The sequence below is a fragment of the Streptomyces pyxinae genome (genome assembly GCF_024756275.1).
Taxonomy (GTDB): domain Bacteria; phylum Actinomycetota; class Actinomycetes; order Streptomycetales; family Streptomycetaceae; genus Streptomyces; species Streptomyces pyxinae.
Map to the genome: position 1 here is coordinate 59910 of NZ_JANUGQ010000029.1, position 14477 is coordinate 74386.

The window sequence follows — 14477 nt, forward strand, 5'->3', positions numbered from 1 at the left end:
AGTACCCCTCACCCGATCCGGGCGTCAGCACGTACGGTTGACGCATGACGAGCTTCGGTGGTGCCGAGATGGTCGACTGGAACCTCGCGGTGGCGACCGCGACCCGCCTGGTGCGGCCGGGGCCCGAGGTGAGCCGGGACGAGGCGCGCGAGGTGGTCGCGGAGCTGCGCCGGCACGCCAAGGCGGCGGAGGAGCATGTCCGGGCGTTCACCCGGATGACGCAGGATCAGCACCGGCCGGACGACACCCCGGTGCTGGTGATCGACCGGCCCGGCTGGGTGCGGGCCAATGTGGCGGGCTTCCGGGAACTGCTGAAGCCGCTGCTCGACAAGGCGAAGGAGCGCCGCGACGCCACCCCGGGCGGCGCGGTGCTGGGCGCGGTCGGCGGCAAGGTGACCGGGGTGGAACTGGGGGTGCTGCTCTCCTTCCTGGCCTCCCGGGTGCTCGGCCAGTACGAGACCTTCGCCCCGGTCACCCGGGAGCTGCCGGCCGGGGCGAACGGCGGCGGCCGGCTGCTGCTGGTGGCGCCGAACATCGTCCATGTGGAGCGGGAACTGGAGGCGGACCCGCACGACTTCCGGCTCTGGGTCTGTCTGCACGAGGAGACCCACCGGACCCAGTTCACCGCCGTGCCCTGGCTCCGCGACCATCTGCGCGGGGAGATCCAGTCCTTCCTGGCCGCCACCGACATGGACCCCGGCGCGGTGCTGGAACGGCTGCGGGAGGCCGCCCAGTCGCTGGTCGGGGCGCGTCCCGAGGGCGAGGCGGACGAGGACGGCCGCTCGCTGGTCGAGCTGGTCCAGACGCCGGAGCAGCGGGAGATCCTGGGCCGGCTGACCGCCGTGATGTCGCTGCTGGAGGGCCACGCCGACTATGTGATGGACGGGGTCGGCCCGCATGTGGTGCCCTCGGTCGCGGAGATCCGGGAGAAGTTCCAGCAGCGCCGGGCGCGCGGAGCCTCCCGGCTCGACCTGGCCCTCCGCCGGCTGCTGGGGCTCGACGCCAAGCTGCGCCAGTACCGGGACGGCGAGCGGTTCGTCCGGGCGGTGGTGGAGGAGGTCGGCATGGACGGCTTCAACCGGGTCTGGACCTCCCCGAACACGCTGCCGACCAAGGCGGAGATCGCCAAACCCGCGGACTGGGTCGCGCGGGTGCACCGCAGGGCGGAGTGAAGGGCGCGGGGTGGAACGGCGGGCCCGGGACGGGAGCGATGTGCCGGAGCGGAGAGGGGTGTGCGGGGCGGCGTGCGGAGCGCGCGGCGGTCGCGGGCAGCCGAACGCCCTCCCAATCACCCATCCGAGGGACCGTGGGTCGGGGATAGGCGTGCGATGCTCGGGGAACGACCGTGTTCTGTCACCATCGACGCACTCTGAGTGACTGTGTGACCGCACTCGTGCGGCCGCCGGTCGCCACCGGCCGCCGCCCCGGCCGGGTGCCGACCGGGTGGCCGGGCGAGTGACCGGGCGCCGGCGGGTGTCCGGCCGCGTGACCGACCGAGTGACCGACTGAGTGACCGAACCCCCCGGTCCGGCCGTTAAGACTCCGACCGAGCCACCCCAACTTCACACGAAGGGCACCGGACATGGGTCCCCATCCTGCGGTCGCGGCGATACGCCTGGCGGTCCGCCGCGAACTCCACGACGTACTCAACCGGCTCGCACACGACGAGCACCCCCCGGCCGCCGGCGAGCCCCCGCTCGTCCTGGTCGCCTGCTCCGGCGGCGCCGACTCCATGGCGCTCGCCTCCGCCCTCGCCTTCGAGGCCCGCAAGCTCTCCGTCCGCGCCGGCGCCGTCACCGTGGACCACGGCCTCCAGCCCGGCTCCGACCTCCGGGCCGCCGAGGTCGCCCAGCGGCTGACCGCGATGGGCCTGGCCCCCGTCGAGGCGGTCGCCGTCAGCGTCGGCCGCGCCGGCGGGCCCGAGGCCGCCGCCCGGGACGCCCGGTACGCCGCCCTGGACGAGGCCGCCGGGCGGCTGGGCGCCGTCGCCGTGCTGCTCGGCCACACCCGGGACGACCAGGCCGAGACCGTGCTGCTCGGCCTCGCCCGGGGATCCGGCATCCGCTCGCTCTCCGGCATGGCCGCCGTCACCGGGGCGGCCGGCCGTTACCGCCGCCCCTTCCTCCAGCTCGACCGGCAGACCGCCCGCAAGGCGTGTCTGGTCCAGTCGCTGCCGGTCTGGGACGACCCGATGAACGCCGACCCGGCCTACACCCGCTCCCGGCTCCGCCACGAGGGCCTCCCCGCCCTGGAGAAATCGCTCGGCAAGGGCGTGGTGGAGGCACTGGCCCGCACCGCCCGGCTCTGCCGGGACGACGCCGACGCGCTGGACGCCTGGGCCGCCGAGGCGGACGCCTCCGTACGGGACGGGGACGGCCTGCTGGAGTGCGCCAAGCTGTACGCGCTGCCGCCCGCCGTGCGCCGCCGGGTGCTGCGCCGCGCGGCCGTCGCGGAGGGCTCACCGGCCGGCTCGCTGTTCGCCCGGCACATCGAGGAGATGGACCGCCTGATCACCGGCTGGCGCGGTCAGGGGGCCATCAACCTGCCCGGCCGCGTCGTGGCCCGGCGGCAGGGTGGCAGACTGGTCATCCGGCAAGGCTGACGCAGGCTGCAACGAAAGTGACCCCCGGGTGAACGAGAAAGACATGGGCACCGACCTCAAGTCGGTGCTCATCACCAAGGAAGAGATCGGCGCGAAGCTGGCGGAGCTCGCCGCGAAGATCGACGCCGAGTACGCGGGCAAGGACCTTCTTCTGGTCGGTGTCCTCAAGGGCGCCGTGATGGTGATGGCCGACCTCGCCCGGGCGCTGTCCACCCCGGTCACCATGGACTGGATGGCCGTCTCCTCGTACGGGGCGGGCACCCAGTCCTCCGGCGTGGTCCGGATCCTCAAGGACCTGGACACCGACATCAAGGGCAAGCACGTCCTGATCGTCGAGGACATCATCGACTCCGGCCTGACCCTGTCCTGGCTGCTGTCGAACCTCGGCTCGCGCGAGCCGGCCTCGCTGGAGGTCTGCACCCTGCTGCGCAAGCCGGAGGCGGCCAAGGTCGCGATCGACGTGAAGTGGATCGGCTTCGACATCCCCAACGAGTTCGTGGTCGGCTACGGGCTGGACTACGCGGAGAAGTTCCGCAACCTCCCGTTCGTCGGTACCCTCGCGCCGCACGTCTACGGCGGCTGACCGCCGCCGGGCGCGCCCCCGGCCCCGGGCCCGTATCACTCCGGCGGGGGCCCGCCGGAGTCCGGACCCCCGGGGGTCCGGGGGCGGACCCGGCACGGGAACCCAGACCCCCTTCCCGCCGTTGGAGCATGGGAAGACGGTCGCGGGTGACAATGCTGGGGTACCGTCCGAAGAACAGTCTTTTTCCGCAGCTTTTCCCACAGCAGCATTTACCTACGGGCAGGAGGGACGGGGCGGCACCGCCTCGTATGGATGGACGTGAAGCGATACTTCCGTGGGCCGGTCATGTGGATCGTGCTGGCCGTCCTCGCCGTGGTCGTGTTGATGCAGGTCGTCGGCTCGTCCGGCGGCTACAAGACGGTGGACACCGGTGAGGTCGTCCAGGCGATCGACAAGAACCAGGTCAAGCAGGCCAAGCTGACCACTGGCGACGAGCAGATCATCAAGATCGAGCTCAAGGACGGCCAGAAGATCGACAACAGCGGCAAGGTACAGGCGAGCTACATCGGCAGCCAGGGTTCCGACCTCGCCGACAAGCTCCAGGGCAAGTACGAGTCCGGCCAGATCGAGAACGGCTACACCGTCTCTCCGTCGAAGCAGAGCCCGTTCCTCTCGGTGCTGCTCTCGCTGCTGCCGTTCGTCCTGATCGTCGTGGTCTTCCTGTTCCTGATGAACCAGATGCAGGGCGGCGGCTCCCGGGTCATGAACTTCGGGAAGTCCAAGGCCAAGCTGATCACCAAGGACACCCCGAAGACCACCTTCGCCGATGTGGCGGGGTCGGACGAGGCCGTCGAGGAGCTCCACGAGATCAAGGAGTTCCTCCAGGAGCCGGCGAAGTTCCAGGCGGTCGGCGCCAAGATCCCGAAGGGTGTGCTGCTGTACGGCCCGCCCGGCACCGGCAAGACCCTGCTCGCCCGCGCGGTCGCGGGTGAGGCGGGCGTGCCGTTCTACTCGATCTCCGGCTCCGACTTCGTGGAGATGTTCGTCGGTGTCGGTGCCTCCCGGGTGCGCGACCTCTTCGAGCAGGCCAAGGCGAACGCCCCGGCGATCGTCTTCGTGGACGAGATCGACGCGGTCGGACGCCACCGGGGCGCCGGTCTCGGCGGCGGCCACGACGAGCGCGAGCAGACGCTGAACCAGCTCCTGGTGGAGATGGACGGCTTCGACGTGAAGGGCGGGGTCATCCTGATCGCCGCCACCAACCGCCCGGACATCCTGGACCCGGCGCTGCTGCGCCCGGGCCGGTTCGACCGGCAGATCGCCGTGGACCGCCCGGACATGCAGGGCCGGCTGGAGATCCTCAAGGTCCACCAGAAGGGCAAGCCGGTCGCCCCGGACGTCGACCTGGGCGCCGTCGCCCGGCGCACCCCCGGCTTCACCGGCGCCGATCTGTCGAACGTGCTGAACGAGGCGGCGCTGCTCACCGCGCGCAGCGATCTGAAGCTGATCGACAACAAGATGCTGGACGAGGCGATCGACCGGGTGGTCGCGGGCCCGCAGAAGCGGACCCGGATCATGTCGGACAAGGAGAAGAAGATCACCGCGTACCACGAGGGCGGCCACGCCCTGGTGGCGGCGGCGTCCCCGAACTCTGACCCGGTACACAAGATCACGATCCTCTCGCGCGGCCGGGCCCTCGGCTACACCATGGTCCTGCCGGACGAGGACAAGTACTCGACCACCCGCAACGAGATGCTCGACCAGCTCGCCTACATGCTGGGCGGCCGGGCGGCCGAGGAACTGGTCTTCCACGACCCGACCACCGGCGCGGCCAACGACATCGAGAAGGCCACCACCACGGCCCGCGCGATGGTCACCCAGTACGGCATGACCGAGCGGCTGGGCGCGATCAAGTTCGGCGGCGACAACACCGAACCGTTCCTGGGCCGGGAGATGGCCCACCAGCGCGACTACTCGGAAGAGGTCGCCGCGCTGGTGGACGAGGAGGTCAAGAAGCTGATCGAGACCGCGCACAACGAGGCCTGGGAGATCCTGGTCGAGAACCGCGACGTGCTCGACAACCTCGTCCTCCAGCTCCTGGAGAAGGAGACGCTGGGCAAGGAGGAGATCGCGGAGATCTTCGCCCCGATCGTGAAGCGCCCGGCCCGTCCGGCATGGACCGGCTCCTCCCGGCGCACCCCGTCCACCCGGCCGCCGGTGCTCTCCCCGAAGGAGCTGGCGCTGACCAATGGCGCCGTCGGGACCGCCGGCGCCAACGGCACCGCCGCCCCGGCCGAGGCCGTGACCCCGGGGACCCCGGCCAACCCCGTGAATCCGGTGAAGCCGGCCGGCCCGGCCACCGGCTCGACGGACGCGGCTCCGGCGCCGGACGAGCGCCGGGACCACCCGGAGAGCTGACGCACGGCTCACGCACCACCGCCGGGAGGGCTTCCGGGCCCTCCCGGCTCCCGGCACCCGTCCGACCCGGAATGCGGATCGCGCCCCCCAGGTTCTAGCCTGGGGGGCGCGGTTTTGTGTGATTTTTGTGCGGACAAGCAAACGGAACGAGGCACAGATGATCGACCCGGTGACGCTGGACGGCGGCGGTCCGATCGGCGAGTTCGACGCGAAGCGGGCCGAGAACGCCGTACGGGAACTCCTCATCGCGGTCGGCGAGAACCCCGACCGGGAGGGCCTGCGGGAGACCCCGGCCCGGGTGGCGCGTGCCTACCGCGAACTGCTGGCCGGGCTGCGCCAGGAGCCCGAGGACGTGCTGACGACCACCTTCGACCTGGGCCACGACGAGATGGTGCTGGTCCGGGACATCGAGATCGTCAGCCTCTGCGAGCACCATCTGCTGCCCTTCCACGGCGTGGCGCACGTGGGCTACGTCCCGGCCGACACCGGCAAGATAACCGGCCTCTCCAAGCTGGCCCGGCTGGTCGAGGTCTTCGCCCGCCGCCCCCAGGTCCAGGAGCGGCTCACCACGCAGATCGCGGACTCCCTGATGCGCATCCTGGAGGCCCGGGGCGCCATCGTCGTCATCGAGGCCGAGCACATGTGCATGTCCGTCCGCGGCATCCGCAAGCCCGGCGCCAAGACCACCACCTCCGCCGTCCGCGGCCAGCTCCGCGACGCCACCACCCGCGCCGAGGCCATGAGCCTCATCCTGGCGCGGTAGCACCCGGAGCAGGGACCGAGCGGGCCGGCCCGGAGCGGGGCCGTCCCGGTCCGGGAGCCGCCCGCAGCCGGGCCGGTGGCCGTGGAGTCGGGCCCGGGCCGGGGTCAGGCGGTCTGGGCCGGGGTGTCGGTGTCGTCATCCTCGGGGAGCCTGAGGACGCGCTCCAGGAAGAAGGCGGCGGCGACCACGGCGGCGCCGGCGAGGACCGAGCAGCCGGCGTAGATGGCCTGGTCGCGGCGGGCCGGGACGTCCAGGACGCCGAGCAACTGGACGCCGACGCCGCCGTACATCCCGGCCACCAGCGCGGCGACCAGGGCGCTGGCCTGGCCGAAGACCACCGCCCGGGCGGCCATCATGGGCTCCACGCCCTTGGCGCCTGGGCGGCGCTCCCGCTGGGCGCGCAGCCGGGCGCGGAGCGAGAGGGCGGTGGCCAGCAGGACGGCCGCGATCACGGCCAGCACCACGGGCGCGGCCAGGGGCACGCTCGGCAGGGTGCCGAACGATTCCCAGAGCCGCGCCCCGGCCCAGGACAGGACGCCGGCCACGACGAAGAGTCCGGCCAGTACCTTGACCCGCAGTTGCTTCACCGGGTGTCGTCCTTCGTGTCGGGGCTCGCGCCAGGGCCGGTGGGCCCGCGGAGGGCGCGGCCGGTTTGCCGGGGCCCGCGGGGCCGGGCCTACTCGGGGAGGCGGAGCTCCAGGTCGCCGCGGGCCTGGACGCCGTCCTCGCCGACGCCGGCCAGCAGCTCGGCCACCGCCCCGACCCCGGGGAGCTGGGCGTCCGGCTCCACGTCGTGCCACGGGCGCAGCACGAAGGCCCGCTCGTGGGCGCGCGGATGGGGGAGCGTGAGCAGCGGGTCGTCGGAGACCACATCGGCGTACGAGACGATGTCCACGTCGATGGTGCGCGGGCCCCAGCGCTCGTCGCGGACCCGGTGGAACGCCTCCTCCACCGCGTGCGCCCGCTCCAGCAGGGAGTCCGGCGGCAGGGTGGTCTTCACCACGACCACCGCGTTGAAGTAGGACGGCTGGCTGCTCGGGTCCACGCCCCAGGGCTCGGTCTCGTACACCGGGGAGACGGCCTTGACCCGCAGCCCCGGGGTGTCCTCCAGCGCGTCGACGGCGCCCTGCAGGGTCTCCATCCGGTTGCCCAGGTTGGCGCCCAGCGAGAGCACGGCCCAGCGCGGGTTGGAGAGCGTGCTGTCGGCGGCGTCCACCTGGGCCGTCACGGACGCGGGTACCGGCTGGACCGTGGGGTCGGTCGGCGTGCTGTTCATGCGCGGCTCCGGGTGATGGTGATGGTCACGTCGTCGAACGGAACGGTGATCGGGGCGTCGGGTTTGTGCACGACCACCTCGACCTCCTGCACTCCGTCGTGTTTCAGGCAGCGCTGCGCGATCCGCTCCGCGAGCGTCTCGATGAGGTCGACCGGGTCGCCCTGGACGACCTCCACGACCTCCTCGGCCACGATGCCGTAGTGCACGGTCTTCGCCAGGTCGTCGTCGGCCGCGGCCGGGCGGGTGTCGAGGCCGAGCACCAGGTCCACGATGAAGGTCTGCCCCTCCTCGCGCTCCCGGGGGAAGACGCCATGGTGCCCACGGGCCTTGAGGCCGCGCAGCGCGACACGATCCACGCGAATCACTCCTGCTTTCGTCGGTCCGGCGGGCAGCCGGCCGGGTGCGGTCGGCGCGGTTGCCCTCTTCGAATCTACCTGCGAGCTCGGACAGCCCCCGCCCGTGGGCCCCGCCTACCCCGCCGGGGCGGCTCCGTCACCGCCCGGTCACCGCGCGTTCCGGCCGGGTCGGGGGCGGTTCCCGGCCCGGAGCATGCCGGTCAGGCGTCGTCGGGGGCGTCGTCCGCGCCGTCGAGGTCGTCGTCGTCACCGGACTCCGCGAGGACCGGGGAGCCGTGGTGCGACCAGAGCCGCCAGCCGTCCGGGGTGCGCCGGAACACATTGGTGGCGACCACCAGCTGGCCCACCAGCGGCCCCAGCTCGGCGCCCTCCTCGGCGGGGCCGCCGCTGAGGATGTTCTCGGTGCAGGTCACCAGCGCGGTGTCGGCCAGCACCGAGACCTTCACATCCGTCAGGAAGAACTGGATGTAGTCGGTGTTCGCCATGATCAGCGCGTACGAGCGGAGCACCTCGCCGCGCCCGGTGAGCACCGGCCAGCCGGGGTGGACGCAGGAGATCCCGCCCTCCCCGTCGTCCAGCCAGAGGTCGGAGATCTCGTCGAAGTCGCCGCGCTCCATCGCCTCGTAGAAGGCGGTGTTGGCCAGCTCGACCGCTTCGGTGTCCGTACGGGACTCGCTCATGCGGCGCCCTCGACGGCCCGCGCGACCCGCACGGCGTCCGCCGTGGCCCGTACCTCGTGCACCCGCACCGCCCAGGCGCCCCGGTGGGCGGCGATGGCGGAGACGGCGGCGGTGGCCGCGTCGCGTTCCCTGGCCGGCGGTGGCGCGGTGCCCTCCCGGGCCAGTATGTGTCCCAGGAACCGCTTCCGGGAGGCGGCGATCAGCACCGGGCGGCCCAGCCCGCGCAGCGCGCCGATGCCGGCCAGCAGGGCCAGGTCGTGCGGGGCCTGCTTGGCGAAGCCCAGGCCCGGGTCGATCACCAGCCGCTCCGGCGGGATGCCGCCGTCCACGACCGCCGTCATCCGGTCGCGCAGCTCCGCGAGGACCTCGGGCACCACGTCCCGGTACACCGCGCGGCTGTTCATGCCGGCGCTGAAGCCGCGCCAGTGCATCACCACGAACGGCACCCCGGCGGCGGCGACGGACGGCACCATCTCCGGGTCGGCCAGGCCGCCGCTGACGTCGTTGACCAGGACCGCGCCGGCCTCGACCGCCCGGCGGGCGACGGTGGCGCGCATGGTGTCGACCGAGACGGTGACCCCCTCGGCGGTCAGCTGGCGGACCACCGGGACGACCCTGCGCAGCTCCTCCTCCTCGTCCACCCGGGGGGCGCCCGGGCGGGTGGACTCGCCGCCGACGTCCACCAGGTCGGCGCCCTCGGCGACCAGCGCCAGGCCGCGCTTGACGGCGGCCGTGGTGTCGAACCACCGGCCCCCGTCGGAGAAGGAGTCGGGGGTCACATTGACGACTCCCATGACCGCGCAGCGGTCCCACTCCGGCAGGCCCGCGACCGTGCCCCGTCCACACAGCGTGTTCATGCGTCCAGCCTAGAGCGCGGGGAGGTCCCGGCGGGGCGCCCGGCCGCGATCGGGCCGTGCGGGACCCGGAACGCCGGGGGCCCGGGGGACCCGGGACACCGGGCCCCGCGGGCGTGGGGAGGGACGCGTCCGCCACGGCCGGGCGGCGCGGGGGCCGACGGCACCGGCCGCACGGGGCGCGGTCGTCGCCGGTCCGGGCGGGGCCACCGGCCCGGCGGGGCGGGTTCGCCGCCGGTGGCCCGGCTCATGCGGCCGGCCGGGCTCACGCGGCGGCCACGCGAGGCGCGATGGTCGCGGCCGGCCCGGTCACCCGGCCGGCCGGGCTCACGCGGCGTGGACCTCGCGCTCGGCGGAGGAGGCCGTGAGATGGGCGCAGGGACGGGCGGTGCGCTCGGCGTTCCGGCGGGCGAAGGGCCGGGGCAGGGCCAGGTTCACGAAGCCCTCCGCCTGCATGGCGGCGAGGCCGATGCGGGGCAGGTCCCGGCTGGCGCGGTAGACCACGAACCGGGGCTCCCAGCGCGGCTGGAACTTGGCGTTGAACTTGTACAGCGACTCGATCTGGAACCAGCGGGAGAGGAAGACCAGCAGCCCGCGCCAGACCCGCAGCACCGGTCCGGCGCCCAGCTTCTCGCCGCGTGCCAGGGCCGAGCGGAACATCGCGAAGTTCAGCGAGACCCGCTCCACGCCCAGCTTCGGGGCGGCCTGCAGGGCGGCGACGATCAGCAGCTCGTTCATGCCGGGGTCGGCCGAGCGGTCGCGGCGCATCAGCTCCAGCGACATGCCATCGGCGCCCCACGGGACGAAGTGGATGATCGCCTTCAGGTCGCCGTACGGGCCCTCGTGGCCTTCCTGACTCTCGGGGTCCGCCCGGTGCGCGGTGGCGATCACGGCGTCCCCGTCGGCCGGGTCACCGATGCGGCCCAGCGCCATGGAGAAGCCCCGCTCGGTGTCCGTGCCGCGCCAGTCGGCGGCGGCCCGCCGTATCCGCTCCAGCTCGCCGTCGGAGAGGTCGCGGGCGCGCCGGACGCGGGTCTCGTATCCGTTGCGCTCGATCCGCTTCACCATCTGGCGCACATTGCGCATCGCGCGCCCCGAGAGGGAGAAATCCGCGACGTCCACCACCGCCTCGTCGCCCAGCTCCAGCGCGTCCAGACCGGTCTCCCGGGTCCACACCTCGCCGCCGGTCTCGGAGCAGCCCATCACGGCGGGGGTCCAGGAGTGGGCCTTGGCCTCGTCCATGAACCGCTCGATGGCGCCGGGCCACGCCTCCACGTCACCGATCGGGTCGCCGCTGGCCAGCATCACTCCGGAGACGACCCGGTAGGTGACCGCCGCCTTGCCGCTGGGCGAGAAGACGACGCCCTTGTCGCGGCGGAGCGCGAAGTGGCCGAGCGAGTCACGGCCGCCGTGCCGGGCGAGCAGCTCGCGCAGCCGGGCCTCGTCGCTCTCGGTCAGCCGGGCCACCGGGTGCTCGGGGCGGAAGGCCAGGTAGATGGTGGTGACGGCGGTCAGCAGGCCCAGGGCGCCCAGCGAGTAGCCGACGGTCCAGGAGACGCCGCCGCCGTAGCCGACCGGGCCCTCGACGCCGAACAGCCCGAGGAGCACGTGCTCCAGCCGGTCGCTGACGCTCGGGTCGCCGTGCACCTTGTTGGGGTGGGCGCTGACGATCACCAGGCCGAGCGCGATGGAGCCGGCGCCCATCAGGACGAAGTTGGCCAGCGCCTTCCAGCGGCTGCGCGGGTCGGGCAGCGCGGCGAACTCGCCCCGGTGGCGGACCAGCAGGGCCAGCAGCACCAGCGAGAAGAGCGCCCCGAGCAGCGAGTGGCGGTAGAGGAACTGGGCCACCGCGCCGACCGGCAGCAGCACCACGGCCGCCCGCCAGGCCCGGCGCTTGTGGCGCTTCAGCCCGTGGGCGAGGAGGAGGAGCAGCACACCGGCGCTGACCGAGAGCGCCGCCGAGAGCGGGCCCAGGGTGCCGGGCAGCACCTCGGCGAGGGCGTGCATCCGGCTGGCCCGGAAGCGGGGGAAGACACCGGCGGCGATGTCGATCAGACCGATGAGCGTGCACGCCGTGCCGACCAGGGCCGGTACCTTCTCGGCGGGCGGACCGCTCAGGACGCGGCGCAGCCGCCCCGGAACCGATCCGGACTTGTCCCCATCTACTGTGACAGACATCGCTTTCCAAGACTCCGCGAATGGTGAGATGCGTGCTCGCCGGCCGGAGTCCGGCCCGCTGGAAGCACATGCGCTCCATAAGACGGCGGGCCCGGAGGGCGGGTTCACTCCCGTGCGGGAAATTCTCCCCGAACGGTTCGGTACGACGAGATGGCGATCCGCCGGTGGGACGAGAGGCCGGCGGGGTCATCCACCGGCAGGACGAGATCCCGGCGGGACCGTCCGCCGGACAGGACCGTCCGCCGGGCGGGACCGTCCGCCGGTCGGGACCGTCCGCCGGTCGGGACCGTCCGCCGGTCGGGACGGCCCGGGCGGGACGGGGCACCGGTGCGACGGGTGGCCGCTGGTGCGCGGCTCGGCGCACCGGCACATCGATGACATGAAGGGTTCGGACGGGGCGGCTCATGGGTCTCACCAGTAACAAAGTCCTGGCGCTGGCCGCCCTGCTCGCGGTGGCGTTCTTCGCCGTCACCGTCTGGCTGTGGCCCAGACTGGCGCGGCGCACGGCCGGGGCGGTGCTCGGCCGGATCGGGCTGCTGCTCGGGGTCCAGCTGGCGCTCTTCGCCGCCGTGGGGCTGGCCGCCAACAACTACTTCCTCTTCTACGGCTCCTGGGCCGACCTCCTCGGCCGGGAGCAGACCCCCGGCGTGGTGGTGGACCACTCCGCCGGGGCGCCCGGCGCGGTACGCGTCCTCGCCACCCGGCGCACCGACGTGCCGGGCGGCGGCCGGCCGGAGGAGGCGGGACGGATCCAGCAGGTGGTGGTCTCCGGGAAGAAGTCCGGCATCTCCAGCCCGGCGTACGTCTATCTGCCGCCCGAGTACTTCCGGCCCGGGTACGCCCGGAAGACGTTCCCGGCCGCCGTGGTGCTCACCGGCTACCCGGGCACGGCGGAGAACCTGCTCAAGGGGCTGAAGTACCCGCGTACCGCCCATGAGCAGGTGGCGCGCGGGGCGATGCGGCCGATGATCCTGGTGATGCTGCGGCCCACGGTCGCCCCGCCCCGGGACACCGAGTGCGTGGACGTGCCGGACGGCCCGCGCACCGAGACGTTCTTCGCGGAGGACCTGCCGGGCGCGGTCTCCTCGGCGTACCGGGTCGGCACCAGGGCCCGGAACTGGGGCTTCATCGGCAACTCGACGGGCGGCTACTGCGCACTGAAGATCGCTCTCCACCACCCGGAGCGGTACGCCGCCGGGGCGGGGCTCTCGGCGTACTACAGGGCGGCCGAGGACGTGACCACCGGCGACCTCTTCGGCGGCGACCGCCGCGCGCGCGACCGCGCCAACCTGCTGTGGAGCCTGGAGCACCTGCCGCAGGGACGCTCGTCGTTCCTGGTCACCACCTCGGAGAAGGGCGAGGGGAACCTCCGGGGCACCCGGGAGTTCATCCGCAAGGTGAGGGCGCCCGCGCGCGTCTCCTCGATCACCCTGGAGAGCGGCGGGCACAACTTCACCACCTGGAACCGGGAGATCCCGCCCGCCCTGGTGTGGCTGAGCGGCCGGCTGTCCGCCGCCTGAGCCAGCACCCGACCCCGGGCCCTCCACCGGGGAGCCGGGCGCCCGTGGTGGTGGTCGGCCCGGCAGGCGGCCGGGTGCCCATGCGGCCGGTCCGCGCCCGGCGGGCGGCCGGGTGCCCGCAGCGCTCGGCGGGCGGCCGGGGCCTCCCGGGGCTCAGCTGACGGTCTGGATGTCCACCTCGGTACGGGGCAGGGCCCGGGCGTCGGCGTCCACCGAGCGGCGCAGCGCCTCGTGGAGCCGGGCCGGGGTCAGGACGCCGAGGAAACGGCCCTTCTCCTCCCGGTCGATGACCGCGATCCAGCCCGCGTCGTGCTGGAGCATGGTGGCGAACGCCTGCTTCAGCGAGGCGCCGACCGGCAGCCATGCCTCCATCCGGCGGGCGTGGTCGGCCACCGTGCCGCCCGACCCGGCGGCCTGCTCGGCGGAGAGCCAGCCGTGCAGATTGTCGTCCCGGTCCAGGACCACGGCCCAGCGAGCGTCCCCGAGGCCGCCCGCGAGCGGCAGCGGGTCGTCCAGGTGCACCACCGGCGGCTGCTCCAGGTCGCCCGGCTCGATCGGGGTCACCGAGAGCCGCTTGAGGCCCCGGTCCGAGCCGACGAACTCCGCGACGTACGGGGTGGCCGGGGCGCCCAGCACGGCGGCGGGCGCGTCCAGCTGCTCGATGCGGCCCTCCCCGTACACCGCGATGCGGTCACCGAGCCGGACCGCCTCCTCGATGTCATGGGTGACGAAGAGCACCGTCTTGCGGACCTGCGACTGGAGCTTGAGGAACTCGCTCTGCAGCCGCTCCCTGACCACCGGGTCCACGGCGCCGAACGGCTCGTCCATCAGCAGCACCGGCGGATCGGCGGCGAGCGCCCGGGCCACCCCGACCCGCTGCCGCTGGCCGCCGGAGAGCTGGTCCGGGTAGCGGTCGCCGTAGGTCCTGGGGTCGAGCCCCACCAGGTCGAGGAGTTCGGCGGCGCGGGCGTGCGCGGCGGCCTTCTTCGTCCCCAGCAGATGCGGGACGGTCGCGGTGTTCTCCAGGACCGTCTTGTGCGGGAAGAGTCCGACCTGCTGGATGACATAGCCGATCCGGCGGCGCAGCTGGACCGGATCGGTCGCGGCTATGTCCTTGCCCGCCACCAGGATCCGGCCCTCGGTCGGCTCTATCAGCCGGTTGACCATCTTCATGGTGGTGGTCTTGCCGCAGCCGGACGGGCCGACGAGCGTGACGAGTTCGCCCTCGGCCACCTCGAACGACAGATCGTCCACGGCGGTGGTGCCGTCCGCGTACCGCTTCGTGACGTGCTCGAATCGGATCATGA

13 protein-coding genes are annotated in these 14477 nt (G+C 73.2%); 6 read left to right on the forward strand and 7 right to left on the reverse strand.

The features are described 5' to 3' along the window. The first annotated feature begins 44 nt into the window (after window positions 1-44). From NX801_RS25935 to folE, 5 genes are all read left to right on the forward strand, one after another. Entirely contained in the window at window positions 45-1172 is a 1128-nt protein-coding gene (locus NX801_RS25935) for a zinc-dependent metalloprotease (RefSeq protein WP_258790334.1), read from the forward strand. A 410-nt stretch (window positions 1173-1582) separates the two neighbouring features. Further along, the gene (tilS, locus tag NX801_RS25940; RefSeq protein WP_258790335.1) at window positions 1583-2602 is read left to right on the forward strand and encodes a tRNA lysidine(34) synthetase TilS; all 1020 of its coding nucleotides are present in this window, start codon (window positions 1583-1585) and stop codon (window positions 2600-2602) included. Between the two features lie 43 nt (window positions 2603-2645). Continuing rightward, window positions 2646-3185, forward strand: coding sequence for a hypoxanthine phosphoribosyltransferase (gene hpt / locus NX801_RS25945; protein WP_258790359.1), 540 nt, complete (start codon window positions 2646-2648; stop codon window positions 3183-3185). A 252-nt stretch (window positions 3186-3437) separates the two neighbouring features. Then, on the forward strand, window positions 3438-5543 hold the full coding sequence (ftsH, locus tag NX801_RS25950; RefSeq protein ID WP_258790336.1) for an ATP-dependent zinc metalloprotease FtsH: 2106 nt from the start codon (window positions 3438-3440) through the stop codon (window positions 5541-5543). Window positions 5544-5700: 157 nt separating this feature from the next. Beyond that, window positions 5701-6306, forward strand: a complete 606-nt coding sequence (folE, locus tag NX801_RS25955; protein ID WP_258790337.1) for a GTP cyclohydrolase I FolE — start codon at window positions 5701-5703, stop codon at window positions 6304-6306. A gap of 104 nt (window positions 6307-6410) precedes the next feature. Here folE and NX801_RS25960 read toward each other — a convergent pair whose 3' ends face one another. The 6 genes from NX801_RS25960 to NX801_RS25985 form a co-directional block, all read right to left on the reverse strand. Next, a complete protein-coding gene (locus tag NX801_RS25960) occupies window positions 6411-6893 on the reverse strand; it encodes a DUF3180 domain-containing protein (protein WP_258790338.1) in 483 nt (160 codons plus the stop codon). 89 nt (window positions 6894-6982) lie between these two features. Then, window positions 6983-7582: a 2-amino-4-hydroxy-6-hydroxymethyldihydropteridine diphosphokinase gene (gene folK, locus NX801_RS25965; RefSeq protein ID WP_258790339.1), complete on the reverse strand. Its 600-nt coding sequence runs from the start codon at window positions 7580-7582 to the stop codon at window positions 6983-6985. Continuing rightward, a complete protein-coding gene (gene folB / locus NX801_RS25970; RefSeq protein ID WP_258790340.1) occupies window positions 7579-7938 on the reverse strand; it encodes a dihydroneopterin aldolase in 360 nt (119 codons plus the stop codon). The genes folK and folB overlap by 4 nt, the downstream gene beginning before the upstream one ends. Before the next feature lie 200 nt (window positions 7939-8138). Then, window positions 8139-8618, reverse strand: a complete 480-nt coding sequence (locus NX801_RS25975; RefSeq protein WP_258790341.1) for a nuclear transport factor 2 family protein — start codon at window positions 8616-8618, stop codon at window positions 8139-8141. Further along, window positions 8615-9475, reverse strand: coding sequence for a dihydropteroate synthase (folP, locus tag NX801_RS25980; protein ID WP_258790342.1), 861 nt, complete (start codon window positions 9473-9475; stop codon window positions 8615-8617). Before folP ends, NX801_RS25975 begins: the two co-directional genes overlap by 4 nt. Before the next feature lie 324 nt (window positions 9476-9799). After that, on the reverse strand, window positions 9800-11650 hold the full coding sequence (locus NX801_RS25985) for a phosphatidylglycerol lysyltransferase domain-containing protein (RefSeq protein ID WP_258790343.1): 1851 nt from the start codon (window positions 11648-11650) through the stop codon (window positions 9800-9802). 404 nt (window positions 11651-12054) lie between these two features. Here NX801_RS25985 and NX801_RS25990 point away from each other — a divergent pair, with 404 nt between their 5' ends. Beyond that, window positions 12055-13170, forward strand: a complete 1116-nt coding sequence (locus tag NX801_RS25990; RefSeq protein WP_258790344.1) for an alpha/beta hydrolase — start codon at window positions 12055-12057, stop codon at window positions 13168-13170. A gap of 153 nt (window positions 13171-13323) precedes the next feature. Here NX801_RS25990 and NX801_RS25995 read toward each other — a convergent pair whose 3' ends face one another. After that, a complete protein-coding gene (locus tag NX801_RS25995) occupies window positions 13324-14475 on the reverse strand; it encodes an ABC transporter ATP-binding protein (RefSeq protein ID WP_258790345.1) in 1152 nt (383 codons plus the stop codon). Window positions 14476-14477: the final 2 nt, after the last annotated feature.

Excerpts from the sequence above, each read along its gene's own strand:
- hpt (WP_258790359.1), top strand. The coding sequence starts at position 2,646 with ATGGGCACCGACCTCAAGTCGGTGCTCATCACCAAGGAAGAGATCGGC.
- NX801_RS25990 (WP_258790344.1), top strand. The coding sequence starts at position 12,055 with ATGGGTCTCACCAGTAACAAAGTCCTGGCGCTGGCCGCCCTGCTCGCG.
- NX801_RS25985 (WP_258790343.1), bottom strand. The coding sequence starts at position 11,650 with ATGTCTGTCACAGTAGATGGGGACAAGTCCGGATCGGTTCCGGGGCGG.
- folP (WP_258790342.1), bottom strand. The coding sequence starts at position 9,475 with ATGAACACGCTGTGTGGACGGGGCACGGTCGCGGGCCTGCCGGAGTGG.
- folE (WP_258790337.1), top strand. The coding sequence starts at position 5,701 with ATGATCGACCCGGTGACGCTGGACGGCGGCGGTCCGATCGGCGAGTTC.
- NX801_RS25935 (WP_258790334.1), top strand. The coding sequence starts at position 45 with ATGACGAGCTTCGGTGGTGCCGAGATGGTCGACTGGAACCTCGCGGTG.
- folK (WP_258790339.1), bottom strand. The coding sequence starts at position 7,582 with ATGAACAGCACGCCGACCGACCCCACGGTCCAGCCGGTACCCGCGTCC.
- NX801_RS25995 (WP_258790345.1), bottom strand. The coding sequence starts at position 14,475 with ATGATCCGATTCGAGCACGTCACGAAGCGGTACGCGGACGGCACCACC.
- ftsH (WP_258790336.1), top strand. The coding sequence starts at position 3,438 with ATGGACGTGAAGCGATACTTCCGTGGGCCGGTCATGTGGATCGTGCTG.
- NX801_RS25975 (WP_258790341.1), bottom strand. The coding sequence starts at position 8,618 with ATGAGCGAGTCCCGTACGGACACCGAAGCGGTCGAGCTGGCCAACACC.
- tilS (WP_258790335.1), top strand. The coding sequence starts at position 1,583 with ATGGGTCCCCATCCTGCGGTCGCGGCGATACGCCTGGCGGTCCGCCGC.